The organism is Myxosarcina sp. GI1 (assembly GCF_000756305.1).
Classification (GTDB): domain Bacteria; phylum Cyanobacteriota; class Cyanobacteriia; order Cyanobacteriales; family Xenococcaceae; genus Myxosarcina.
On record NZ_JRFE01000026.1, the window covers coordinates 104,077 to 129,195 of the forward strand.

The window sequence follows — 25,119 nt, forward strand, 5'->3', positions numbered from 1 at the left end:
AAGCTTTTGTTTCTTATTTGTCTGCTGGCAATTACTAAAAAAGTATAAAGCTAACCATAAAAATGCTACAAAGATCGGTTTTTTGTGTTGCAGAAGTGCTACATAAACTGCATACTAAACATTGATGTTTTAGCTAAAAAATTATCCCAATGAAATCGGCTTCTTTTGCAACATTAATGCAACTCTTGCGCAATCGCGTGACTTTTTTAACAGAAATCGAACAAAATAAGCGAATTGATGAAAAAATCGTTTCCTTACTAATTACAAGCTCGATTTTTTTCGCCTTGTATGGTGCTATTATTGGTTCGATTCAAGGTTGGCTACAAATGCTATCTTCGGCATTTAAATTACCTGCTTTATATTTACTAACCTTATTAATCTGTCTGCCTACACTTTACTTTTTAGATATTGTTTTAGGTTCTAAACGCACCTTTGGGCAATATGTGGCTTTACTGTTGTCTTCTATGGCAATGATTAGCGTCATGTTATTTGGTTTTGCACCTGTTACCTTATTTTTTCGTTTATCTATTAATGACTATATTTTCTTTCAACTACTAAATATTTTAGTTTTAGCTCTAACAGGTATTATTGGCGTTAAGTTTTTTTATAAAGGAATGCTGGCTTTAATTGAAAAAGACTCCGTAGCAACAACTAATAGACGCAAATTAGTTACAGCTTGGTTAGTTCTTTATGGTTTTGTTGGTAGTCAGTTAGGATGGACTCTGCGTCCCTTTTTTGGTATGCCAGAAGAACCATTTGCTTTGTTTAGAGAAGTAGAAAGCAATTTTTACATCCAAGTTTTAAAAATAATAGGTAATGTTTTTGGTTTGAATTAGTTGCCGTAAAGCTACAAAATACTTAATAAATGCCGATGAATTGGGATGAACTTCAGATTGAACAATCTGAATTAGATAATCTTTTAAAGTTTAATATTTTGTCTACTTGGGCGCTCGATTTCGCTCGCGTAACTATGTTGCATCAAAAAAAAGCTCGCATTTCTTTATTATTCACACAAGCTTCGATCTTATTTTTGATTTTGCTGCTATTTTTTCCAATAAATTTAATTATATTTCGCAATCTAGGCTGGTTATCTAATAATATCAGCGGTTTAATTTTGTTGTTATTAAGTACGATTGTTTGTTCGCTCTCAATCGCTCTATTATTTAATTATTATCTGTGGAGACTTGCCAAGCAGCTTAAAGTTTTCGCAATTCTTCTAGACAAAGTAGAGCGTTACAATCATTTAATCGATAGTTTGAAACTACTATCAGAAATTGAATCGGTAAAATACAATGATGAACGGGACGCTTTAGCAGCAAATTTGCAATCTAGAGCAGAATTAACTACAGCTTTAAACCTAACTAAAAATAGTTTGATTAAAAGTATCGAACTTGAGAAAGTTATTAGTCGCGATCGCCAGTTTGGAAATGATCCTTATCAAATGTTAGCTAACCTGGAAAACAACCTAATCAACTTACTATCTTTTCCTCAAACTAATTCTAGCAATGAATATCAACAGCTACTGACAGAAGCAGTAGAAATTGGGTTGAGCGTTCATCAAGAAATTAGAAAAACTCAATCTTTGCGAACTCATTGACGTAGGTTCGCTTGATAAAAGCCAAGTATTTTTACGATAGTAAGCCAGGGAATTGAGGAGTTTGCCTAAAGTTTACAAGTTTTCCCTCGCATCCCTATACCTTTTTTACTACAGTGTTATTCCCTTAAAGGTTGAAGTTGACGTTCTTGCTGCCACACCAAACCATCTAAAGCCATTTGTTCGATGGAACTGGCTAGACGTAAAACTTTTAAAGCCTGTTCTCCTCCTACAGAGGGTCTTTCGCCGCCGCGAATACAGTTTACAAAGTGTTCTATTTCAGCATATATAGGTTCGACGTTGTTAGTATATACTTTTTCAATAATGCCATCTTGCAGATAGGGGCGATCGCTCATTAAAGAGTTGCTTGCTAGTTGATGGCGATGAATCAAAATTTCATTTTTCAGAAAATCAGTTTCGATCAAAGAATTTTTACAGTGTGCTGCTAGAGTTCTGATTTTACGATGGGTTATTTTAGAAGCGGTTAGAGTTGCTACTATACCGTTGGCAAAGCCTAAAGTTGCGGTTACATAGTCTAAATACCCTGAATTACCAGCACTGCTGCCGCTTGCTGTAGAACTAATTACTGGAGAGGCAGTTAACTCTAGTAAGAGATCGAGATCGTGAATCATCAAGTCTAGAACTACAGAAACATCATTGGCGCGATCGCAATAGGGACTCATGCGTCGAGCTTCTAAAGCCAGTATTGATTCTGTTTTAGCGACTTTGGTCAATTGTTGAAAAGCGGGATTAAATCTTTCTATATGACCGACTTGTAAAATACAGTTAGTTTCTGCCGCCATGTTGACTAAAGATTCGGCTTCGATAATTGAAGCGGCAATGGGCTTTTCAATCAAAACGTGAACCCCTGCTTGCAAACAGTTAATTCCCACTTGATGATGTAGTTTTGTCGGTACTGCAATACAAACGGCATCAACATGAGCTAAGAGTTCGAGATAGTCTTCCCAAAAGTGGGTATGATAGCGACTGGCAATATCCAGACCTCTTTCTAAATTGATATCTGACACCCCGACTAGTTCTATATCTTTAAGCAGACTGAGAACGCGAACGTGATGCCTTCCCATATTACCTACACCAATTACCCCCATTCTTAAAGGACGAGAACCAATTTTGTCTGAGTAATTGGGCTGTTTTTGTGAAAAATCAGATTGCACTTGTAATAAACTCCTTCACCACTAGAATTTACCAGATTACCGAACTTGCCCTGACGCAGTCATCCAGATAGTACCACAGAGCAATTTATTCGCGATAATTTGAAATTCGATTTAAATTAGGTTATTTTTACTATCTACTATAGTTTATATATCTTTACATTTTGCGGTGAGAACAAAAAATATAGAGCCAGTATGTGACAGTTTTTTACTAATTCGAGCAATGTTTTGTCGTTAATACTCGCCAACGGTCGAAACAAGCAAAACAGCTTCTTATCAAATGATAAGAAGCTGTTTAAAATTTATTTATGCAATAAATTTAGCCGATTAACTCTTTAGCTTTAGCAACTACTTTTTCTACTGTGAAACCAAATTTTTCTAAAGCTAAACTACCAGGAGCAGAAGCTCCAAAGGTATCGATGCCAATAACTGCATTTACATCGCCAGTATAGCGACACCAGCCAAAAGTAGTACCTGCTTCTACCGCTAACCGTTTTTTAGCAACTTTGGGCAATACGGAGTCTTTATACTCCTCGTCTTGTTCTTCAAATACTTCCCAGCTAGGTAGAGATACAACGCGAACTTTTTTACCTTCCGCTTTAAGTTTGTCTGCTGCTTTAACACATAGCTCGACTTCGCTACCAGTACCAATCAAAATTAGATCCAGTTCTTCAGGAGCAAAGCCACAAGCAAGAACGTATCCTCCTTTAGCTGCATCTTCAATAGAGCTACCTTCTAGGTTAGGCAAGTTTTGACGAGAAAGAGCCAGTAAAGTAGGGCTATGACGATGTTCGATGGCATATTTGTAAGCACCAGAAGTTTCGTTACCATCAGCAGGGCGGAAAACGGCAAGATTAGGAATCATCCGCAACGAAGCAACGTGTTCAACGGGTTGGTGAGTGGGACCATCTTCACCCAACCCTACAGAGTCGTGAGTCATCACCCAAATTACCCCTGCTTCTGAGAGAGCAGAGAGGCGAATTGCATTACGCATATAGTCGGTAAAGACGAGAAAAGTCGCACCGTAGGGAATGAGCCCCGATTTGTGTAAGGCAATACCATTACAAATAGCTCCCATACCGTGCTCTCTTACACCAAAGCGAATATTGCGGTTTTCGTAGTGACCTTTTTGAAAGTCACCAGAAGATTTTAATAAGGTTTTGTTAGAGGGAGCCAAATCTGCCGAACCGCCAAACAGTTCTGGTAATATCCCTGCCAGAGCATTTAAAACAATACCAGAATGATTGCGGGTTGCGTTAGCTTTATCTTCTGGAGTGTAGGAGGGCAGAACTTTATCCCAACCTTCGGGTAGCTCGCCTTTCATCATTCGTTCTAAAACGGCACCTTCTTCTTCGTACTCGGCTTTGTAGTGAGTTAACAGGTCATTCCATTCTGATTCGGCTTTGTCACCTTTATCGATCGCCTGGCGAAAATGATTTAAAGCATCTTCTGGAACTTCAAATTCGGGATATTCCCAGTTTAAATGTTCGCGGGTAGCCTGCACTTCCTCTTTACCTAAAGCCGAACCGTGAACGCCGTGGGTATTCGCCATATTGGGAGAGCCATAACCAATAGTGGTAGTGACTTTAATCAAAGAAGGTTTGTCCGTAACGCCTTTGGCAGCTTCAATAGCTTTAGCAATACCTTCTAAATCATTATTGCCATCTTCTACGTGCTGAATGTGCCAGCCATAGGCTTCGTAACGCTTACTTACGTCTTCGGTAAATGCTAAATCGGTAGAACCATCAATCGAAATATGGTTGTCGTCATAAAAGGCGATTAGTTTGCCCAAACCTAAGTGTCCTGCCAGAGAACAGGCTTCACCAGAAATACCTTCCATGTTACAGCCATCACCCAAAATTACATAGGTGTAATGATCGATGATTTCACAGTCGGGCTTATTAAATGTCGCCGCTAGATGGGCTTCTGCCATTGCCAAACCAACTGCATTGGCAATGCCCTGTCCTAGTGGACCTGTGGTTACTTCAATTCCAGTAGTAATATGGTTTTCGGGGTGACCTGGAGTTTTAGAATCCCACTGACGAAATTGTTTGATATCTTCAAGAGAAACGCTGTCGTAACCTGTAAGATACATGAGGGCGTACTGCAACATACAGCCATGTCCTGCCGAGAGTACGAAGCGATCGCGGTTTAACCAATGGGGATTTTTGGGGTTAAAACGCATAAATTGATTCCAAAGGACATAAGCCATAGGAGCAGCACCCATCGGCAGCCCTGGATGACCTGAGTTAGCTTTTTCTACCGCATCTATCGCTAGAAAACGAATTGAATTTATACAAAGTTCTTCAAGTGATTGAGTGGCGACTACCATAATTGGTTCTATAAAGTAAACTACAAACTACGATAAAACAAAATTTGACCTAGCCAGACCCAGCACTTTCTAGAAATCAACTCCCCGAAAGTGCAGTTTGTGTCTTTGCCGACGCGAAACTTGATGCGGACGGCTTTTAATATTGATGGCTATGGGTTGCCCCAAGGCTTATCTACATCTTCCCATTCTTGGGATCGAGGGGCAAGTTTTATTAGTGGAAATAAAATTTTAGAATCTACTGATATTTTTTAAAAGCTAAGGTGACATTATGACCGCCAAAGCCAAAAGAGTTAGAAAGTGCTACCGATACCCGATGCTCGCGGCTGCTATGGGGAACGTAGTCTAGATCGCATTCTGGGTCTGGGTTGTCTAAATTGATGGTTGGGGGTACTCTGTCATTGGCGATCGCCATCAATACTGCTACTGCCTCAATCCCTCCAGAACCGCCTAATAAATGACCAGTCATTGATTTGGTCGAGCTAATGGGAATATCTTTAGCTCTAGTACCCAAAGCTTTTTTAATTGCCTGAGTTTCGGTAGTATCGTTCGCTCCCGTACTAGTTCCATGAGCGTTAATATAGTCAATATCTTCGGGCGATAGAGAACCATCAGCGATCGCTAATTCTATTGCTTTAGTCGCTCCCTGACCGTTGGGTGAGGGAGAAGTAATATGATAGGCATCGCAAGTCATACCATAACCGACTATTTCGCCATAGATTTTAGCTCCACGCCCTACCGCGTGTTCTAATTCTTCAAGTAATAAAATTCCCGCTCCTTCACCCATTACAAAACCATCGCGATCGCGATCGAACGGTCTGCTAGCGCGAGTTGGTTCATCGTTACGACCAGAAAGAGCCTTTGCCGAACAAAAACCAGCAAAAGATAGGGGGGTAACAGCAGCCTCTGTACCACCGCTAATCATTGCTGTAGCATAGCCTCTCTGAATTAGTCTAAAAGCGTCACCTATGGCATGGGAACCAGCCGCACAGGCGGTTACGGTACAAGAGTTTGGACCTCTAGCTCCCGTATGAATTGCCGTCAMCCCTGCCGCCATATTGGCGATCATCATCGGGATGGTAAAAGGACTGACTTTTCTCGGTCCTTTGTTGAGCAAAATTTCTTTTTGATCTTCCATAACTCTAATGCCGCCTACTCCCGTACCGATTAATACGCCTATGCGGTCGGCATTGAGTTCGTCGATGACAAATTTGGCATCGTCAATTGCTTGTTGGCTAGCAGCGAGCGCAAACTGAGCGAAGCGATCCATCCGCTTGGCTTCTTTTTTATCCAAGTAATTATGAGGATCGAAATCTTTGACTTCAGCTGCAATTTGACAGGAGTGTTGTGAGGCATCAAATAATGTAACTGGCGCGACTCCACTACGTCCAGCTAAAAGACTCTGCCAATACTGCTGGAGATTGTTACCTATGGGAGTAACGGCCCCCAGCCCTGTCACCACTACTCTTTTAGGTTGCCAATTTGTCATCTTTGTCTATATTTATATTTAGAAAATTTTGCCTGGATTTTTCTTAACGCGATAAATTTGTTTGCGTCAAATTTTTAAGCACTATGCTACCGCGTTGCCTACGGTTTGCTCGTCCATCTTTTTACATCAAGCGGCTGTTTCTATTTCCGAGCTTATATGCTCTACTGCTTTCCCAACCGTATCTATTTGTTCTGCTGCTTCATCGGGAATTTCAATATCAAATTCTTCTTCTAAAGCCATGACCAACTCTACTGTATCGAGTGAGTCGGCACCCAAATCATTAGCAAAGCTTGCCTCTGGCGTAACTCTATTTTCTTCAACCTCTAGTTGCTCGACAACGATTTTTTGTACTTTTGCAAAAACTTCTTGATTCATTAGATTTTTCCTACCAAATTACCCACAAAATTTATTTATAAAGAATTAAGTCGAAACGGTCTGGGTTTTGCCGCTTCTTTATTTGATGCTAGCTCGAATATTTTAACGTCGAGCAGCAATTCTCATCTTATCTGAAAAGAGACACAGATCGATGTAAATCTGTAGTCGCTTCTACAATTGGCACGTTGCTCTGACGAAATTTTAGGCAGTTAAACATTTTGAAAGACCAAAAATAAAAGCGGAAGTCAATTAAAATGGATTGACAGTTCCGCTTATCTGCTTTAAATAGTCAGGCTATTTACGCAGTTTTCAGTGGGAAATTATTAATTTTTACTAACCTTGCTTTTTAGACAGCATTTTTTTGTATTTATCTAAACTCGGTCCGGGACGACGACGATAATTAGTAGGCACGGGCATTAGGTGATCGGTAGCAAAAGTTGGCTCTTTTTCCGCTTTGGCACCATTAGTCATGTTTTTCTCAAACATGGCTTTGACCCAGAATGGTTGTTCCCAAGAAGATGCTCCAGAATCACCACCAGACTCTTGTGAATCTGATGTTGAAGCAGATTTGGTTTTTGCAGTGTCGTCTTTTGCAGTTTTGGCTGTTTTTTCTAAATCTTTTTTAGCAGTTTTAGCTTTGTTTTCGACTTCTTTTTTAGCAGCTTTGGCTTTTTTTTCGGTCTCTTTTTTAGCAGAGTCTGCTGTTTCTTTGGTGCCTTCGGCAGCAGAATTTACTCGCTCTACCAAAGCCTCTCTGGCAGTTGTAGCTCCTTCTGCTACTATCTCTTGAGCGGCAGCAGTTGTATCGCTTACTACGTCTTGAGCTTGAGACACCTTGTTTCCGACTGCTTGTTTAGCTTGACTGAATTTATCTTGAAGATTCTCTTGAAGAGACTCATCTTCATCCAACTCTAAATAGTATTCGCTTTTTTTCTTGGCAGAGTTAAATAGTTGTTTAATTTGTTGAATCATTTTCGATTTGCTCCTAAAAAACGTTAATTAATGTTTATAAATTCGAGGAAAATTAAGTGAAAGCCATCGCCAAATAATTGCTGTTTACTAACGGTCGCATTAGGCTTCGTCGTACAACATTGAAAATCTATGACTATCTATCAAATCTCGTTAAAAGCTATCTATCTTTATTTTCTATCGAGATTATGAAAGTAAATGTAACAAAATGTTCGATTATTCTCAATAAAGCCAGATAACTCAAACTATTGCAATGATAGTTTACAAAAATTTATTGAAGCGATCGCTATATCAATGAGCAATGAACAATTAACAAGATGAGTTGAACTGCTAAGTGTTCGTTGATAAATGCTAAATGTCTTTTTCCCAAAGCCAAAACTTACTTGTTACCTGCTACTTACTACTTTTTTAAGTTTCCTCAGTGGGATGGCGATCGACTATGGGAGAGAGAAAAGCAACTACTGCACCTAGAATGAAACCGAGAATATTGCGTAATAAAGGCAATAGTTCGGGAGTGCGGGTAATTACAGGACCCATACCAAAAGCAATAAATAAAATTCCCCATAGCGGAGACAGAATCAATGCCCATTGCCAGGCTATTCCTTGGCTTTCTTTACGAGGTATAGCAGCTATGCCTAAAATTATTCCTCCAACAATCGAACTAATTAAAGTCAAGATCCACTGTTCTCTGGGAAGTCCTGGAACTACATTACAACCACCTCGTAACAAACAGCCCTGAACTGTTTCCATTGCTTCGACGATCGCATTATTTTCACTGTGTTCTCTAACGTAATACATGTTGCCAAAACGGGTTTGTAGCTCGATCCAAAAAGTTCGGGGCAACAGTTCGTAAACATCATCGCCAATGCTAAAAGCTAAAAGATTACCACCTCTGCCATCAGCTACTAGTAAAATGCTTTTATCGTCTAGTCCCCAAAATTTTTTAACGGCTCGTCCAGGCGAACGTTCGTATTGAGTTAACACTCTCATTTTCCAGCCTGTCTGTGCCTCAAACTCGTTTAAGTTTTCAATTAAAGATTGTTCTTGCAGAGTAGGGATAAAATTAGCCAAATCGACTACGGGAGTTTCTTCAGCAGGCAGTAGTTCTGGATTATTTACTGCTAGAGCTGGAGGGGTAAAATAAGTAAACAAAATTAATATAAAGGTTACCCAAATCGCCAGAAAACGCCGTGTAAAAAGTTTTTGCATAGTGTATTTAATAATTTTTGTGTCTGCGATCGCGATCGATCGCACTATATTTGATGTAATTATTTACTTTATCCGATCGTTTTTACGTTTTCTAAAATAGTTTAGCGACTGCGCCAGACGCGCCAGGCGGTTTTTACTCCTGTAACAATGCTGCGGGTGTTGGTTTGGGCTTGTTTGACCTGTTCTCTAGCACCAACCAAACTGCGATCCATTTGCTTTACTACTTGAGTCGCACTTTCTACACTTTGATTGATTTCATCGGTCAGTTCGCCCACTTCAGTCCCAGTCAGACGAATGGCTTCGAGGGTAGGTGGAAATTCGCGATTGAGAGTGTCAAACAGTTTTTCGGCACTACGAGCGGCGCGAGCTACCTCTTGTAAAGTAGGAATCGCGACAATTAATACGGCAACCAAACTAAATCCGACCAAAAATAGAGACAGTCCTAACCAAAATACAGGATCTAGCGAATAGTTCATAAGTGCGATCTCGTTTTAAGGTCGAGACGATTTTGCAGCAGGAGTTGAATTGCGAGAGATAGATAGAGCCTGTTCGCGTTCCCTTTCCTGTTGGCTTGCTGCCACACCTGCGGCGATCGCCACACGTATTTTGCTTAAAGTTGCTTGCCAGTTGCGCGTCGTCTTTACTCCCAAATGCTCGGCACGCATGTGAATGGTGCTAGCCAAATCTTCAGTTAACTCTGGTAAAGCCGCAGCAGATTTTTTCAGAAGTTTTCTGGTTTCTTTGCCAGTTCGCGGTGCGATTAACAATCCACACAGAGTACCTACGGCACTCCCGATCGCGATGCCACTGACAAATGTACGGTCTCTAACTGATTTTGACATTTTTTAATTTCGATTTACAATCTTAATTTTTTATTTCAGCTTATTATTAGACAAAAATTAATTGAATGCGATCGTCTTCTTATCATAATATGCAACTAGTTTTTTTTGGTACTCCTCAATTTGCCGTCCCCACTCTAGAAAAACTGCTTCAACAGCAGGAGCTAGAGGTGGTTGGCGTAGTTACTCAACCCGATAAGCGCAGAGGCAGGGGAAACAAGACTTTACCTTCGGCTGTTAAAAAAGTTGCAATAGAACATAATTTAACAGTTTGGCAACCGCCAAATATCAAAAAACATCGAGCGACTTTAGATAAACTTGAGGCGATCGCTGCCGATGTTTTTGTGGTAGTAGCTTACGGTCAGATTCTCTCCCCTGAAATCCTGCAAATGCCCAGACTAGGATGTATCAACGTGCATGGCTCTCTACTCCCCCAATATCGGGGTGCAGCACCAATTCAATGGAGTATTGTTCGTGGCGAGACCAAAACTGGTGTGACCACTATGCTGATGGATCGGGGGATGGATACGGGAGATATGCTGCTGAAAGCCGAAACGGCGATCGACATTTTAGATGACGCTGAAAGCATTGCTACTAAACTTTCCCAACAGGGAGCAGATTTATTAATTGAAACCTTATTCAAATTAGAGGGGCAAAAAATAAAACCAGTTCCCCAAGACGACTCCCTGGCAACTTATGCTCCCTTAATCAAAAAAACCGACTTAGCCATTGACTGGTCGCAAACGGCAATCGACCTACATAATAAGATTAGAGGATTTTATCCCAACTGTATCGCTACCTATGAAAACCAAAGATTAAAGTTATTAACTACGGTACCCCTAATCGAACCCTACTTAAAACAGCTTCCAGAACATTATGACATTATCAAACAGCAATGGGCAGATTTAGAGTTATTAACGGGCGTTCCAGGTGAAATCGTCCGCAATATTAAAAACTTGGGTCCAATAGTACAAACTGGTTCGGGATTATTATTATTAGAACGGGTGCAGCCTGCGGGAAAACGGCAACAGTCTGGTTGGGATTTTGTCAATGGTATGCGTCTGTCAATTGGCACCCAACTCGGAAATGGTTAGGGTTCGTAGTAATGGCAGTCTTGACAGGGCCCTTCGGGATTAACGGCACAGCGCATAATTTCTGAATGCGCATTGTAACGACAGGTAGCATCACCGATAACCCAGCGTCCCTCAATTAGGCTTTTTTCATTAGCCAACTTCAATTCTTGAACGTGTAAAGAAATTCTTTGCAGGCAATAGCCACCGATTTTGTATTGGTAATGATGGTGTCGTTCTAAAATAGCATAGGTTTTTCCCGATAATTCCAGATGACTACCTGGTTGGGGCATCTGTTCGAGATATATTTTACCCAGGGACTGACGGGAGTTGCTAAGAATGATTTCTGTTAGTAATGAATTTGACTTTGATGACATCAATTTGCTTGTTGAGTAGATGGATAAAGCTGTATGTATTTCTTAAAGCTCAAAGCGCAGAGCCTATCGGCTCGCAGTCTGGAAATTGCCGACGTTGCGGAGCAACGGCGATACCCACCCCTAGCATGGCTTATGCGCGTAGCGCTGCCATTCGCGTGAGGCAGCTAAAAACCAATTGACAAACACCGTAGTCTTTTAACTTGTCACAAATGGGCAATAGAAAACATATACTAAATTTGGCTTGATGTCTTAATTTTTTTAGGTAATGCTATACTTCACAGAAGGCTATGCCTCCGTCAGGTCAGTCGCACTCTTGCAGAGTCAACGTTACGGCGAGCATAGGATAAGCTCGAAGGGTTTGCACTTCGAGGTCGCTAAAATAGTTAAAAATAGCCTAATTTTGCCAGCCTAAAATTTAGTAGCTCAATTTTTACAGAGAACAAATACACTACCTTCATTACCTCTACCTATACGCATATCTTCGTCTAAGTAAGTTGTATCTAGCCATCCACTTTGTTCGCGACGGTTGAGACTAAAATCAAGAGGAAGAAACTTTTTACCCGATTCTATTTGCTGAATAAACTTACTTGGCGAACTGTAGGCAAAAAAACGCTGCAAACAAATTATCGATCGCTCGAACATAACGCTGACTCGGCGATTGTTTACTGGTTCAAAGGTAGCGGCAACACTGACCAAACCCTCTAAAAAAGGCAAACCTACAACTTCAGCAATATTATAAACCTTGCCTTCTGAGGTGCGTATACATTGATAAATTTGCCCTAACTTCAACAAGGGAAAGCGGTCTAAACCCAGTATTCCCTTACTGGTGGTATATAGCAATCGCCAATCGCCTTCTAATAGCTCTTTGGTTTTAAGCGGCTGGGGATTGGGGTTACAATCTTCTAGCTGCTGAATTGCTGAGAGGACGCGAACGTTGTCAACTTCATTAGCTAACAACCCACGATTTTTTCCAGCTATTGCTTCTAATAATTCTGCTTTCTTGCTCATAAGTCTTGTTTTAGCTGTAGTAATGGATGAGGTCGGGCTGTTTATTTATGTATGGCTTGCAGATAACAAATGATTCCGTAAATCCGACATAAATCTAGCTTGTCTCTTTGTTTCCATTTCTATAGCTATTATCATATAAGGTTATCGCGTTTGATAAGACCGAATTTGGCAATTGACAATTTTTCAATAAACAATGAACATTAAACATTGAACATTGATGACTGTTAATTGCTCATTGTGAGGGCGTAATTCTAAGGTTTCCTCCGAATGCTGACCGCCCGAAATTGCTCATTGCTCTAAATTCACCTCATGTTATCAGTTGCAGAAGCAGAAACTATTATTCTTAATTTAGCTACGCCTTTTGATGCGGAGCAAGATATTAAAACAATTCCCCTATCAGAAGCGACGGGACGCATTTTGGCAGCACCAATAGTTGGCAAGCTAGATTTTCCCTATTGGGATAATTCAGCGATGGATGGTTATGCAGTGCGCTATGCCGATGTCAAAGATTGTAGTCCACAGCAAACGGTAACTTTAGAAGTAGTTGCAGAAATTTCTGCTGGTAGAGAACCTACTGTAGAAATCAAAGCGGGACAAACTGCTCGCATTTTCACAGGAGCTATGTTACCTCCTGGTGCCGATACGATTGTCATTCAAGAAAATACTATACGTAGAAACAATCGCGTCGAAATTTTAAATGCCCCTCAACCTCAAGAATTTGTCAGACACCAGGGAGCTTTCTATCGAGCGGGAACGCCAATGTTAGAGCCTGGAGTGACTATTGGTGCGGCAGATATTGCAGTTTTAGCTACCGCTCAATGTACCGATTTATCAGTTTACCGTCGTCCTCGCGTGGCTATTTTATCTACGGGAGACGAATTAATTACTCCCGATCGCCCTTTAAAACCAGGACAGATAGTTGATTCCAATCAGTATGCTTTAGCTAGCTTTGTGGAGTCTAACGGTGGTATCCCTGTTTCTTTAGGCATAGTTCCCGATCGCCCCGCAGCGTTAAAACAGGCGATCGCCGAAGCAATTGAGTCTGCGGACATGGTTCTGTCAACGGGTGGGGTTTCGGTAGGAGATTACGATTATGTCGATCGCATTTTAGCCGAACTAGGAGGCGAACTTCATATTCGTAGCGTTGCTGTCAAACCAGGAAAACCACTTACAGTAGCCAAATTTCCTAATTCTTGCCTGTATTTTGGCATTCCAGGAAATCCCGTCTCGGCACTGGTTAGCTGTTGGCGTTTCGTTCGTCCCGCTCTCCTTAAGTTATCTGGACTCACAGAAAATTATCGACCGACTTTTATTAAAGCTCGTTGTCGCGATCGATTGAGTTCGGGGGGCACGAGAGAAACCTATCTCTGGGGTAAACTCTTGGCGATCGATGAAGAATATGAGTTTAGCTTGGCTGGAGGAAGTCATAGTTCTGGTAATTTAATCAATCTAGCTCAAACCAATGCTCTAGCAGTAATTCCAGTAGGACAAAAATCTATTGCCCCAGACGAAGTAGTCAGAGTAATGCGGCTCGACTGATAAAAGCTAATTCAATTTCAAAAAACTTCTCAATCCTTCAAAAAGATAAGGCTTGTATAAAAAGTTACATGATTAGAATCCAGTCTATTTATTGCTGTTATCTTGTCAGCTTTGATTAGAGCAAGATGTTTGTAAAGAATTAATTACAAGTTAAATTAAGCGTTCATCAACTACTGTTCAATAGTTATATAGATACAACAAGTTGTAATCTTGCAATTTATTCAACCAACAAACTAGAGAACGGAGAACAATTATGGCTTTTTCTACAATAGATTTGTCTGAATTAGATGGCACGCAAGGATTTGTAATTGTAGGTGCAGACAATGGCGGAAATTCTGGACGTTCGGTCAGCACTGCGGGAGATGTAAACGGCGATGGCATCAACGATTTAGTTATTGGTGCGCCTTCTGCCGATAAGAGCGGTAACTACAGTAACGAAGGTGAAAGTTATGTCGTTTTTGGCAGTAGCAGTAGCTTCGATCCCAATTTAGAACTTTCGCAACTTAATGGTAACGATGGTTTTGTCATTACAGGTATCGACAATAACGATAATTTGGGGCGTTCGGTCAGTAGTGCGGGAGATGTAAACGGCGATGATATCGACGATATAGTTATTGGCGCACCTTATGCTGGTACTGGAGGCGAAAGCTATGTCGTTTTTGGCAGTAGTGATGGATTTGATGCTAGTTTAGAACCTTCGCAACTAGATGGTAGCAACGGTTTTGTCATCCCAGGCATTAACAATGGTGACGAATTAGGTCGTTCGGTCAGCAGTGCGGGAGATGTAAACGGCGATGGCATCGATGACCTGATTATCGGCGCACCTTCTGCCGATGAAAACGGCAATTACGATAACGAAGGCGCAAGCTATGTTGTTTTTGGTAGTAGTAATGGCTTTAACGCTAATTTAGACCCTGAAACATTAGATGGAAATAATGGTTTTGTCATTCCTGGTATCGATAATTACGATAATTCTGGACGTTCGGTCAGCAGCGCGGGAGACGTAAATGGCGATGGCATCGACGACCTGATTATCGCCGCACCTAATGCCGGTGAGAGTGGTAGTTACAGTAACGAAGGTGAAAGCTATATAGTGTTTGGCGGTTCTGAGATAGCAACTTCTGGTACTTTGTTGCTTTCAGAACTAGACGGTAACAATGGTTTTGTTATTGGAGGGAGCGATAGCTATGATAATTTAGGGAGTTCGGTCAGCAGTGCGGGAGATGTCAACGGCGATGGCATCAACGACCTGATTATCGGCGCACCTTATGCTGGTACTGGAGGCGAAAGCTATGTCATTTTTGGCAGTAGCGATGGATTTGATGCTAGTTTGGAACCCTCGCAACTAGATGGTAGCAATGGTTTTGTCATTACAAGCATTAACAATGGCGACAACTTAGGTAGTTCGGTCGGCACAGCGGGAGACATCAATGGCGATGGCATTGACGACCTGATTATTGGCGCACCTTCTGCCGACGAAAGCGGCAATTACAGTAACGAAGGAGAAAGCTATGTCATTTTTGGTAGTAGCAGTGATTTTGATGCCAATCTAGATTTAGCCAATCCTGATAACTTTGATGGTTTTATCTTTACAGGCATTGATAACAATGACAATTTAGGTAGTTCGGTTAGTACCGCTGGTGATGTGAACGGTGATGGTATTGACGACCTGATTATCGGCGCACCTTATGCTGGTGGAGGCAATAATTATAGTTATAACAACGAAGGAGAAAGCTATGTCATCTTTGGTATTGCTCCTTTAGAATTTATTGGCACTGACAATGATGATGTTTTAACTGGTGGTGATGGAGATGACTTTCTTTCTGGTTTGGGAGGTAATGACATTATCCAGGGTCGTGATGGCAGAGATGAAATTTTGGGTGGTGATGGAAAAGACTTAATTACTGGAGGAGATGGCAGTGATACTGTTAGCGGCGAAGCAAGCGATGACAACATCTCTGGTAATGATGGTAATGATAGTCTAAGCGGCAATAGCGGCGAAGACGATATTTTTGGTGGTAATGGCAACGATACGCTCAATGGTAATAGTGAATCCGACCGTCTTTTCGGAGAGGCTGGTAACGACAGTATTACTGGTGGTGCGGCAGGCGATCGCCTTTTTGGCGATATCGGTAATGATTCTCTAGCAGGAAACGGTGGAAACGACCTGGTTTTAGGTGAAGCTGGTAATGATGTGATTTATGGCGGTTCGGGCAATGACTCTCTTAGGGGTAACTTTGGTGAGGATTTAATTTTTGGTAATAGTGGTGCCGATAAAGTTGTTGGTAATGATGGCGATGATACTCTAAATGGAGGAACTGGAGACGACACCCTTATTGGCGGTAACGGTAATGATAGTCTCAGTGGTAATAGCAATAATAATTTGTTAATCGGAGTTAATCTAAATAGTGCTAGCGTTGGCGAATTAGATACCCTAACTGGTGGCAGCGGAAGCGATACCTTTGTACTAGCAAATACCAACGATGTCTTCTACGATGATGGCGATAATTTTACCTCTGGGGAAGAAGATTTTGCACTAATTACTAATTTCAATTTAGAACAAGATACGATTCAACTTCAAGGAACGACAGACAATTATAGCCTCGACTTCTTTACTTCTACGGCAGGAACTATTAATGCCAAACTAATATACGATTCGGGTATTGATAGCACGGGAGAAACTATTGCAGTTATAGAAGATGTTAACTCTAACTTGAGTATCGAAGATTCTGCTTTTACTTTTGTTTAAAGCTAGGCAACGATTAGGAATTTTTTCTTCCCACTGCTAAAAAAGTAGACTAATCAAAATATCTGTTCCTCTGTTTCAACAAGAGAGATGTTTTGCGAGGGCTTCAACGTAAATATCGTAAATATCGCCGTCTTGACGTTCCCATCGAACGCCGAAAAATTAACTTTAATGGTTTTTTATCTTTGGCTACCGTTCACATCGTCAGTGCGCGGTAGCGCAATCGTCTTCTTATAAAATATCCAATTTGTCTGTTGTCACCAACAGAAAATTCTTAACTCCCCAAGGCATTGAGTAAACTAGGTTTCGGAGCAGACAATAATGACAATTAATAAATAACTCTTGGTGCGTTCGATTTTTATCGGTAATTTTTAAGGTGTGTTTGCCTTGTCTATTGTCGCATTGTTAAAAGTTCTTGAGGAGAAGCCAATAGTTTTATTTTTACGTTATCTAAACTGCCGTTGCTATTTAATACTAACTGCCAACGAACGTTAACACTAAATAAAGCCGTTTGTACTTTACCCATAACAGTAAACAAAGATGAGTTTACATTTGTTTCGTCTGTTTCACTAATTCCCCGATTGGGGATCAATTTCATACCCGTAGCTTCTGCTTCTAAATAAGCAGCAATTTTTTCTCTACCTACAACAGGGGCAGTAAATGGTGCGTGTAAAATACCATCTTCAGCAAATAAGGATGCTGTTTCATCAAATCTACTTTTGTTAATAGTAGTAAAATAATCTAAAATGACAGGCTCGGTGATTCCTTTAATAATTAAATTTTCTGTATCGACAGACATAGCATTCGATCGCGTTAGACAACGATCGCCAGTTTAAAATATTCAATTTATTTTTTCTTGTGTCTTCAGAATGACTTTTTTAAAGTTGAGATCGCGCTCTGTTTCTTCAACTGTGTCTGATATTTTTAATTAAGGAGCAGTTAAAGTAGATTAGCAGTGCAAGCGATCGTTTTTATAGGTATCCAAGCCAGCGGTAAATCAACCTTCTACAGTCAACGCTTTTTTCAGACACATGTTCGTATCAATCTAGATATGCTCAAAACCAGACACCGAGAAAAAAGGCTTCTAGAAACTTGCCTTGAGATTGCTCAACCATTTGTGGTAGACAATACCAATCCCACTCCAGAAGAACGCAAACGCTACATTGAGCCAGCAAAAGAGCGCGGTTTTAAAATTATTGGATATTATTTTGAGTCTAAGATTGCCGATTCAATTCGGCGCGATCGTAACCGTCCACCAAAACAACAAATTCCCGAAAAAGGGATTAGAGGAACATACGCACGATTAATAATACCAATCTATGCAGAAGGCTTTGACGAACTCTACTACGTTCGGTTATTACCAGAAAGAGAATTTATTGTAGAGAAATGGGTTAGTAAAATTTGAGTTCTAATTAATATCATTGATTTACGAAAAAAACAGATTGCTAGCGAGCATAAGTTTATAAAACTTTCCATCAAGCGACCGTCATGCAGATCTCAGTATCCGATACGATAACTTTAAAAAACCTTCCAAGAAAAGTTATTATTTTTTACTTATTTAAAAATAGACTAGAAATATCTAAATTAAAATTTTTCTTTAGTTCGCATTTTAATTTATTTATATAATGTTGTGCTATTTCAGTAAGCACAGTTAATTTTATTTCGTTATTACTTGGAAACACTTCCCATACAGAGCGTAACCTCCAAATATCTTCCTGTTCATTAACAAATGCTAATATTGGTTCATCTTCATAGTCCATTGATTCATAATAAAAATTAGTAACTTCGTTTTGCTTTATTTTTTTTCACCCAATCGTTCAAACTAATTGCCAACTCAAGTAGCAAAATATTCTCTTCATCAAAAAAAAGTTTTTTATCAATATAAATCTTTAGTTTGCCTTCAACATTTGCCTGATCTTTCGAGCCTTCAAAAATAGTAGGTACATTAATAATAGTAAAATTTATTTTTAATTTTTGTCTATTGGGAGTGCATTCCATACTCTATTTTGATAATTAGCTGCTACACGAACCATAGTTTTTCTCTAAGTTCCGATTTTCTTTTTATCTTCCTAAATCAGCAACAAATCTAATAAATTTTACATTAATACAGTTCGTATTTTAATAACGTACAGGGAATAGCACCATTATAAACTTGCGTACGGCTAGAAGTTCGCAAACCCACTTTTTTAGTTAGCTGCCTACTTCCCGTTAATATATACGCCGTCCAACCTGTAAATTTTTGCTTAAAAGTATCTCCTAAAAGCTGATAGAGTTCGCCTAATTCAGATTCTTTACCAATGCGCTTACCGTAGGGAGGATTGCAAATAATTATTCCTTTCTCTGCTGGTGGTTGTATATTTGATAATTCTTGTTGTTTTAAAGTTATTATATTTTCTACACCACATTCTTTAGCATTAATTATTGCCTGTTCGATAACGTTCTTATTTTTATCGCTGCCAACTATCGGAACATCAATAGTAGATAATTGTTTTTCTTTGGCTTCATCAACAACTTTTTTCCACAAGCTTTCATCGAAATCTAACCAAGTTTGAAAGCCAAATTTACGCTCTAAACCTGGAGCAATATTTAGTGCTTTTAAGGTGGCTTCTATAGGTAAAGTTCCCGAACCACATAAAGGATCTAAAAACGGTATATTGGGTGTCCATTCAGCCATATCTAATAATGCGGAGGCGAGGGTTTCTTTTAGAGGTGCGTTACCCATTGCCGAATGATAACCCCGACGATGCAAACTCGAACCAGAACTATCTAAACTAAGAATACAGCGATCGCCATTTATATGTGCGTTAATTAAAACATCGGGATTTTCTATATCTATGCTAGAACGTTTTCCCTTAGTTTTGCGCTGGCGATCGACGATCGCATCTTTAATTTTTAGAGCGGTAAAGTGAGTGTGATTGAGATGTTGGTTTTGACCAGTGCAGTTTACTGCTATAGTCATGTTAGGCTGCAAGTATTCTGCCCAATTGAGATTATAAACCTGACGGTAAAGCTGTTGGGCATTGTAACTTTTAACCTCGGCTATAGGCACGAGAAGGCGAAATAAAGTTCTGGCACAGAGGTTAACGCGATAGAGTAAAGCTTTGTCTCCTTGAAAATGCACTCCCGTAAAATCGGGACGGACATTTTTAGCACCCAAACTGGTTAATTCTTTAGCGGCGATCGCCTCTAAGCCGCGAGCTACAGTAGCAAAATAGTTATTCATTTGCGGGTTTGAAGGCGCGATTGCGCTCTGCGTACCGCCAAAGGCGATCGCACTTTTTTAGATATTTATATACAGATGTTTATCCTACAGCAAATGTACTCTATTCTAAAAATTGTAGGATAATAAAAACCAACTTTTATTTGTTTGCGTAAAAATACTTAAGGTAATCGTAATGGTTTCTAATCCTTCAGGTAAATCAGCCGCTCCTCAATCTCCTGTAAGTACTAGCCAAGCTCAAGACAAGATTCAGAACTTGTCAGAACAAAAAACAGAAGATCTCGATCTGGACTTTTTATACACTAGAGATATTGAATTTCGTCAAGAAACTATTTATTTTATCGTAGTCGATCGCTTCAACGATGGCGATCCCAATAACAATCCAGGTCCCAACCCCGAACTATACGATCCTGAATGTCAGGAATGGGGTAAATATTGGGGTGGTGATTTACAGGGAATTATCGATAAGTTAGATTATTTAAAAAATTTGGGAGTTACTGCCGTTTGGCTCAATCCACTATTCGAGCAGGTAGAAGGACTGTTTGTAGAAAGTGCTGCTATTCATGGCTATTGGACAAAAGACTTTAAACGCATTAATCCCCGCTTTATTGGCAAAGATGATAATCCCTCTCTTAATGCCACCCAAGACGAAAAAAATACCGCTTTCGATCGCCTGATAGCAGAACTACACAAGCGACAGATGAAGATGATTCTGGATGTTGTTTGTAACCATAGCAATCCTGAAGTTGACGGTAAAAAAGGCGAACTATATGACGATGGAGTCAAAATTGCCGATTTTAATAACGATAAAAACCATTGGTATCATCATTACGGCGCAGTAACTGATTGGGAAGACGAATGGCAGGTACAAAACCGCGAACTATCGGGACTAGCCACCTTTAACGAAAACAATACCGAATATCGCAACTATATTAAAGGTGCCATCAAACAGTGGCTAGATCGTGGTGTAGATGTGTTGCGCGTTGATACGGTCAAGCATATGCCTATTTGGTTCTGGCAAGAGTTTAACGCCGATATAATAGCTCACAAACCCGATGTATTTATCTTTGGCGAGTGGATTTACAGCAGTCCTCATGACGATCGCTCGGTAGAATTTGCCAACAATTCAGGAATGACCATTCTCGATTTTGGTTTGTGTATAGCTATTCGTCAGGCAGTAGGCTCTTGGGAAGCAGGGGGATTTCATCTAGTTCAAGAGGTTTTAGATTTAGACTTTCGTTACGATGGTGCGACGGAGTTAATTACCTTTATCGATAACCACGATATGCACCGCTTTCAAACCCTCAATCCCGATCCCGAATGTTTGCGGTTGGCAATGATATTATTGATGACCTCACGTGGTATTCCCTGTATTTTTTACGGTACGGAACAATATTTACATAACGATACTAACGGCGATAATAATCCCTATGGCAATAACGATCCTTACAACCGTCCGATGATGGAAAATTGGGATACAGAAACGCCTTTATATCGCGAAATACGCTTTCTTTCTGGGTTACGTCGTCTCAATCCTGCGGTATCTTTGGGCAGTCAGTGGCAAAAATATCTCACACCCGATCTTTACTGTTATACTCGCCGCTATCGCGATTCGCGGATTTTTGTCGCGCTTAATCGCGGAGAAGCAGCAACTATAGACAAGGTGCAAACCAACTTTCCCGATGGCGAACATACCTGCATTTTGACCCATCGAAAATTGGAAGTGAAAGAGGGAATGCTATACAATCTCGAATTAGGTAGTAAAGAAGCGCTTGTTATCAGTCATGTCGGAGAACGTGTTAGAGGTCAAACTGTAGTTAGGGTACAGTTAAACGGTGTAGATACTCTGCCTGGAGAAACTATCGTTGTTATCGGTAACTGTCCTGAATTGGGTAACTGGAATATTGCCGATGCTTATCCTTTAGAATATGTAAACAGTAATACTTGGTTTGGCGAAATTCCCTTTAACGAAAGTGCGGGCAAACTAATTAGCTATAAATATGCCATGTGGCGCGAAGGACAATCGCCTTTACGAGAAAACAATGTTGCTCGTCGCTGGGTAATTGCCGAATCTGGCACGGTTAAATGGCGCGATCGCTGGGCAAGTTAATTATTTTTAGGGCGTTTGTTTCCAACGCCCTTGAAAGCTAACTTTAGATATTTACAAAATCATCTTCGCTAATATTTGTGGCATCAATACCTTTAATTACGGAAAGAGTCAAATTGTTACTGCCATCTTGAATTAAAGCTGCCGTACCAGCATCATTGTTAACGATATTTAAGCTGCCAAAGCTCAATTTGTCGCTTAAGCCAAAGAAATCTGTGCGATCGCGAAAATCCTCAATGGTATCTTTTCCATTTACTTCGAGAACAAAGACATCGGCACCATCTCCCCCCACAAGCGAATCAATACCTTTTCCACCATAGAGGGTATCTTTGCCTCTACCTGCGATTAGAAGATCGTCACCATTGCCTCCATATAAATTATCTCTGCCGTTACCACCTATAAGAGTGTCGTCACCAGAACTACCTTTAAGAGTGTCTTTACCGTTATTGCCCAAAAGTATATCTGTACCGTCGCCACCATAGAGAAGATCTTTGCCGTTGCCTCCCTGGAGAGTATCATTACCTGTACCGCCACTAAGAGTATCTTTACCCTTGTCGCCTTTGATGGCATCCTTACCAGCATTACCAACGAGAGAATCATTACCTGCCAATCCTTTAAGAAAATCGTCGCCTACACCCCCAATTAAAGTATCGGCTTTCGAGCTACCAATAAGATTCTTACCTTCATTACCATCAACAGCTTGCACTTCAAACGCGCCGACATCCGTGCCGTTGCCAACAGTGCGGCTAAAACCTTCTCCTCTTTGGTCGGTTTCCAGGTTACTGGGATTAATACCAGCATCAATTGCAGGACTTCCTTCTAAAAGAGCTATAGTTGGAGTCGTACCGCCGTTATCTTGTAATTCTCCGAGTCGCGCATCTATTAACAACTCCATTTGTGGATTCTCGAAATCGTCTCCATTACTACCAACTAGATCGCTATTAACTCCATCTACAAAACTTTCAGCCTCATCACCATTACTAATAAGATTATTTCCGCCACTGATAAACTCTCTCGAACCAGAAACATCTCCAATTAAAGTCAAACCGCCAGTATTGTCAGCTAAAAGACTACTAGTTAGAGTGGCAGTACCAAAATTTACGATGCCTCCTGCACCCAAACCACCCCTGTTATTCGCTATGGTGCTGTTATTGATTATTAAAGTTCCACCATTTTCTATACCTGCATTAGTTCTACCACGATTATTGGCAACCGTACTGTTACTAAGATTTACCCTTGCCCGATCGCGAATAATTAATCCAGCTTGAGCGTAAGCGGTAGCGTCATTGTTGGCAATCGTACTGCCTTTGATGGTAGTGGTTCCAGACTCAATCAGCACTCCCACATTACCACCGCCACTGTTATCCCTGATGGTTGAATTGATAATCAGAGTCTCGCCTCGACTGATAATCGAGCTATTGTCTACCGAAGCACGTTCGATAGTTTCTCTAATAGAGCTGTCGGTAAGAGTTAAATTACCAGAGTTTTCAATCCTACCCCCGACAATATTCAGATCGTTAAGTTCGACATCAATGTTGGTTAAAGAGATATCAAACTGAAAAGCACCATCAAGAGTTAAATTTTCTCGACCTAAACCCTGAATTTTAAGTGAGTCGTCAATTGATAATATACGTTCTTCAGCTTCATTAAAGGTAATCGTTCCGCCATTAAAACTAGAGTCAAAGGTAATCGTGTCTGCACCTTCTCGTTTGTTGGCAAGTGCGATCGCTTCTCGTAAAGATAGATCCCCCGCGCTAAAGTCGCCATCATTTTCATCTTCTATGGTAGAAACTACCAAATCTTCTTCGCCATCAATGTTTTGCACTTCAAATGCGCCAATGTCTGTGCCGTTACCGACAGTGCGATTGAAACCTTTTCCTCTCTGGTCGGTTTCTAAGTTATTAGGATTACTACCAGCATCAATTGCGGGACTTCCTTCAAGCAAAGCAATGGTTGAAGTTACGCCACCGTTATCCTGTAACTCTCCTAATAATGGATCTATGGGATTGTCATTAGTACCGACAATATCCCCATTTATTTTGTCAGTAAAGCCAGCAATATCGTTACCGTTACCAATTAGATTATTATCACCACTGATAAATCCATCTCCTTTTAGATCTTCATTATTTTTATTGCCAGCAACGATAGTGCTGCTAATTGTTGCCGAACCTTGATTGGAAATTCCACCAGTACCCATACTGCCGCTGTTGTCAGTAATAGTACTATTAAAAATTTCTATTGTGCCTCTGTTTTCAACACCACCATTACCAAAGCCGCCGTTATTACGGCTAACAGTGCTATTAGTGAGTGAGAGCGTACCTTCGTTAGAGATCCCTGCACCAGAACCTAATGAACTAATACGATTATTGTTAATGCTAGTGTTATCAATTCTGGCAATTCCATTGTTGGCAATTCCCACACCAGAACCCCGAAAAGAACTGTTATTGCTGATATTACTGCTAATAACAATTATTTCACCATCATTAAGAATACCGCTCCCGCCAAAGGGACTAAAATTATCTACAATATTGCTCTTTTCAATCTTTGCTGTTCCTTGATTGGTAATTCCGCCACCGCTAATGGCACTATTTTTGCTGATGGTGCTTTTAGAAATAGTTAAGTTTTCTTGGTTGAGAATACCACCAGCAGCTTCATCAGAATCGCTACTGCCACCTGTAATAGTTATTCCCTCTATAGTGACATCAATCTCTGTGTCGGAATTACCGTCATCAATATTGAATACACGACTGTTTTTATTGCTATCAATAATAATATTTTCTGCACCCAAACCATTAATAGTTAGCGAATCTTCTATTTTTAATTCACCAAGAGATAAATTAAAAGTCTGTCCGCTCAGACTAGAGTTAAAAGTAATTGTATCTGTACCTTTCTTTTCATTAGCGGAGGCGATCGCTTCCCTTAAAGATAGCTCTCCAGAATTGAAATCACCATCGTTTTTATCAATAGCAGTATTGACTACAAAAGTTGTTTTTGCTTCATCTGAAAAATTCTGTTTAGAGTTCATTTGACTTACCACATAAATAGTTTACATAAAGCTCAAAAATCGAGCAGATTA

Annotated in this window: 23 protein-coding genes; 8 read left to right on the plus strand and 15 right to left on the minus strand. The window is 40.3% G+C overall.

The features are described 5' to 3' along the window. Positions 1–149 precede the first annotated feature (149 nt). Together KV40_RS20675 and KV40_RS20680 are read left to right on the plus strand one after the other, a co-directional pair. Entirely contained in the window at positions 150–836 is a 687-nt protein-coding gene (locus tag KV40_RS20675; RefSeq protein ID WP_036485611.1) for a hypothetical protein, read from the plus strand. Positions 837–871: 35 nt separating this feature from the next. After that, the gene (locus KV40_RS20680) at positions 872–1,597 is read left to right on the plus strand and encodes a hypothetical protein (protein WP_036485612.1); all 726 of its coding nucleotides are present in this window, start codon (positions 872–874) and stop codon (positions 1,595–1,597) included. A gap of 116 nt (positions 1,598–1,713) precedes the next feature. Here KV40_RS20680 and KV40_RS20685 read toward each other — a convergent pair whose 3' ends face one another. The 8 genes from KV40_RS20685 to KV40_RS20720 all read right to left on the minus strand — a co-directional run bounded on the left by KV40_RS20685 (position 1,714) and on the right by KV40_RS20720 (position 9,979). Beyond that, on the minus strand, positions 1,714–2,769 hold the full coding sequence (locus KV40_RS20685) for a Gfo/Idh/MocA family protein (RefSeq protein ID WP_036485615.1): 1,056 nt from the start codon (positions 2,767–2,769) through the stop codon (positions 1,714–1,716). A 316-nt stretch (positions 2,770–3,085) separates the two neighbouring features. After that, complete coding sequence (tkt, locus tag KV40_RS20690) at positions 3,086–5,098, minus strand: transketolase (RefSeq protein ID WP_036485616.1); 2,013 nt, start codon at positions 5,096–5,098, stop codon at positions 3,086–3,088. A 235-nt stretch (positions 5,099–5,333) separates the two neighbouring features. Further along, positions 5,334–6,584, minus strand: coding sequence for a beta-ketoacyl-ACP synthase II (gene fabF / locus KV40_RS20695; RefSeq protein ID WP_036485618.1), 1,251 nt, complete (start codon positions 6,582–6,584; stop codon positions 5,334–5,336). Positions 6,585–6,710: 126 nt separating this feature from the next. Further along, positions 6,711–6,959 carry an acyl carrier protein gene (acpP, locus tag KV40_RS20700; RefSeq protein WP_036485620.1) on the minus strand — a complete coding sequence of 83 codons (249 nt, stop codon included), beginning with the start codon at positions 6,957–6,959 and terminating at the stop codon, positions 6,711–6,713. A 333-nt stretch (positions 6,960–7,292) separates the two neighbouring features. After that, positions 7,293–7,931 carry a hypothetical protein gene (locus KV40_RS20705; protein ID WP_036485621.1) on the minus strand — a complete coding sequence of 213 codons (639 nt, stop codon included), beginning with the start codon at positions 7,929–7,931 and terminating at the stop codon, positions 7,293–7,295. A gap of 405 nt (positions 7,932–8,336) precedes the next feature. Continuing rightward, positions 8,337–9,137 carry a TPM domain-containing protein gene (locus tag KV40_RS20710; protein WP_036485623.1) on the minus strand — a complete coding sequence of 267 codons (801 nt, stop codon included), beginning with the start codon at positions 9,135–9,137 and terminating at the stop codon, positions 8,337–8,339. A gap of 101 nt (positions 9,138–9,238) precedes the next feature. Beyond that, positions 9,239–9,613 carry a hypothetical protein gene (locus tag KV40_RS20715; protein ID WP_036485625.1) on the minus strand — a complete coding sequence of 125 codons (375 nt, stop codon included), beginning with the start codon at positions 9,611–9,613 and terminating at the stop codon, positions 9,239–9,241. Between the two features lie 15 nt (positions 9,614–9,628). Next, positions 9,629–9,979, minus strand: a complete 351-nt coding sequence (locus tag KV40_RS20720; protein WP_036485627.1) for a YtxH domain-containing protein — start codon at positions 9,977–9,979, stop codon at positions 9,629–9,631. Positions 9,980–10,068: 89 nt separating this feature from the next. On the opposite strand from KV40_RS20720, the gene fmt reads away from it, so the two are divergent. After that, positions 10,069–11,070, plus strand: a complete 1,002-nt coding sequence (gene fmt, locus KV40_RS20725) for a methionyl-tRNA formyltransferase (protein ID WP_036485630.1) — start codon at positions 10,069–10,071, stop codon at positions 11,068–11,070. On the opposite strand, the gene KV40_RS20730 is transcribed toward fmt, so the two are convergent. Beyond that, the gene (locus KV40_RS20730; protein ID WP_036485631.1) at positions 11,067–11,423 is read right to left on the minus strand and encodes a DUF6464 family protein; all 357 of its coding nucleotides are present in this window, start codon (positions 11,421–11,423) and stop codon (positions 11,067–11,069) included. The genes fmt and KV40_RS20730 overlap by 4 nt on opposite strands. 423 nt (positions 11,424–11,846) lie before the next feature. Beyond that, positions 11,847–12,431, minus strand: a complete 585-nt coding sequence (locus tag KV40_RS20735; RefSeq protein WP_036485633.1) for a PAP/fibrillin family protein — start codon at positions 12,429–12,431, stop codon at positions 11,847–11,849. A gap of 309 nt (positions 12,432–12,740) precedes the next feature. Between KV40_RS20735 and glp the strand changes: the two genes are divergently transcribed. The 3 genes from glp (at position 12,741) to KV40_RS37020 (ending at position 16,934) form a co-directional block, all read left to right on the plus strand. After that, positions 12,741–13,970 (plus strand): gephyrin-like molybdotransferase Glp, encoded by a 1,230-nt coding sequence (glp, locus tag KV40_RS20740; RefSeq protein ID WP_036485635.1) that lies wholly within the window; start codon positions 12,741–12,743, stop codon positions 13,968–13,970. Positions 13,971–14,223: 253 nt separating this feature from the next. Continuing rightward, positions 14,224–16,719 (plus strand): FG-GAP repeat protein, encoded by a 2,496-nt coding sequence (locus tag KV40_RS20745; protein WP_072013862.1) that lies wholly within the window; start codon positions 14,224–14,226, stop codon positions 16,717–16,719. Positions 16,720–16,811: 92 nt separating this feature from the next. Next, on the plus strand, positions 16,812–16,934 hold the full coding sequence (locus KV40_RS37020; protein WP_256381153.1) for a hypothetical protein: 123 nt from the start codon (positions 16,812–16,814) through the stop codon (positions 16,932–16,934). A gap of 173 nt (positions 16,935–17,107) precedes the next feature. On the opposite strand, the gene KV40_RS20750 is transcribed toward KV40_RS37020, so the two are convergent. After that, the gene (locus KV40_RS20750) at positions 17,108–17,515 is read right to left on the minus strand and encodes a nuclear transport factor 2 family protein (RefSeq protein WP_036485637.1); all 408 of its coding nucleotides are present in this window, start codon (positions 17,513–17,515) and stop codon (positions 17,108–17,110) included. Between the two features lie 156 nt (positions 17,516–17,671). On the opposite strand from KV40_RS20750, the gene KV40_RS20755 reads away from it, so the two are divergent. Beyond that, positions 17,672–18,121, plus strand: a complete 450-nt coding sequence (locus KV40_RS20755; protein ID WP_036485638.1) for an AAA family ATPase — start codon at positions 17,672–17,674, stop codon at positions 18,119–18,121. Between the two features lie 145 nt (positions 18,122–18,266). Here the strand turns inward: KV40_RS20755 and KV40_RS32360 are convergent, their stop codons facing one another. The 3 genes from KV40_RS32360 to KV40_RS20765 form a co-directional block, all read right to left on the minus strand. Then, the gene (locus KV40_RS32360) at positions 18,267–18,476 is read right to left on the minus strand and encodes a hypothetical protein (protein ID WP_052055799.1); all 210 of its coding nucleotides are present in this window, start codon (positions 18,474–18,476) and stop codon (positions 18,267–18,269) included. A gap of 16 nt (positions 18,477–18,492) precedes the next feature. Continuing rightward, a complete protein-coding gene (locus tag KV40_RS32365) occupies positions 18,493–18,714 on the minus strand; it encodes a hypothetical protein (protein ID WP_052055800.1) in 222 nt (73 codons plus the stop codon). Positions 18,715–18,817: 103 nt separating this feature from the next. After that, positions 18,818–19,939: a class I SAM-dependent RNA methyltransferase gene (locus tag KV40_RS20765; RefSeq protein WP_036485640.1), complete on the minus strand. Its 1,122-nt coding sequence runs from the start codon at positions 19,937–19,939 to the stop codon at positions 18,818–18,820. A gap of 172 nt (positions 19,940–20,111) precedes the next feature. Here KV40_RS20765 and KV40_RS20770 point away from each other — a divergent pair, with 172 nt between their 5' ends. Continuing rightward, positions 20,112–22,046 carry an alpha-amylase family glycosyl hydrolase gene (locus KV40_RS20770; protein ID WP_036485642.1) on the plus strand — a complete coding sequence of 645 codons (1,935 nt, stop codon included), beginning with the start codon at positions 20,112–20,114 and terminating at the stop codon, positions 22,044–22,046. Between the two features lie 43 nt (positions 22,047–22,089). Here KV40_RS20770 and KV40_RS20775 read toward each other — a convergent pair whose 3' ends face one another. Continuing rightward, the gene (locus tag KV40_RS20775) at positions 22,090–25,068 is read right to left on the minus strand and encodes a choice-of-anchor Q domain-containing protein (protein WP_036485644.1); all 2,979 of its coding nucleotides are present in this window, start codon (positions 25,066–25,068) and stop codon (positions 22,090–22,092) included. Positions 25,069–25,119: the final 51 nt, after the last annotated feature.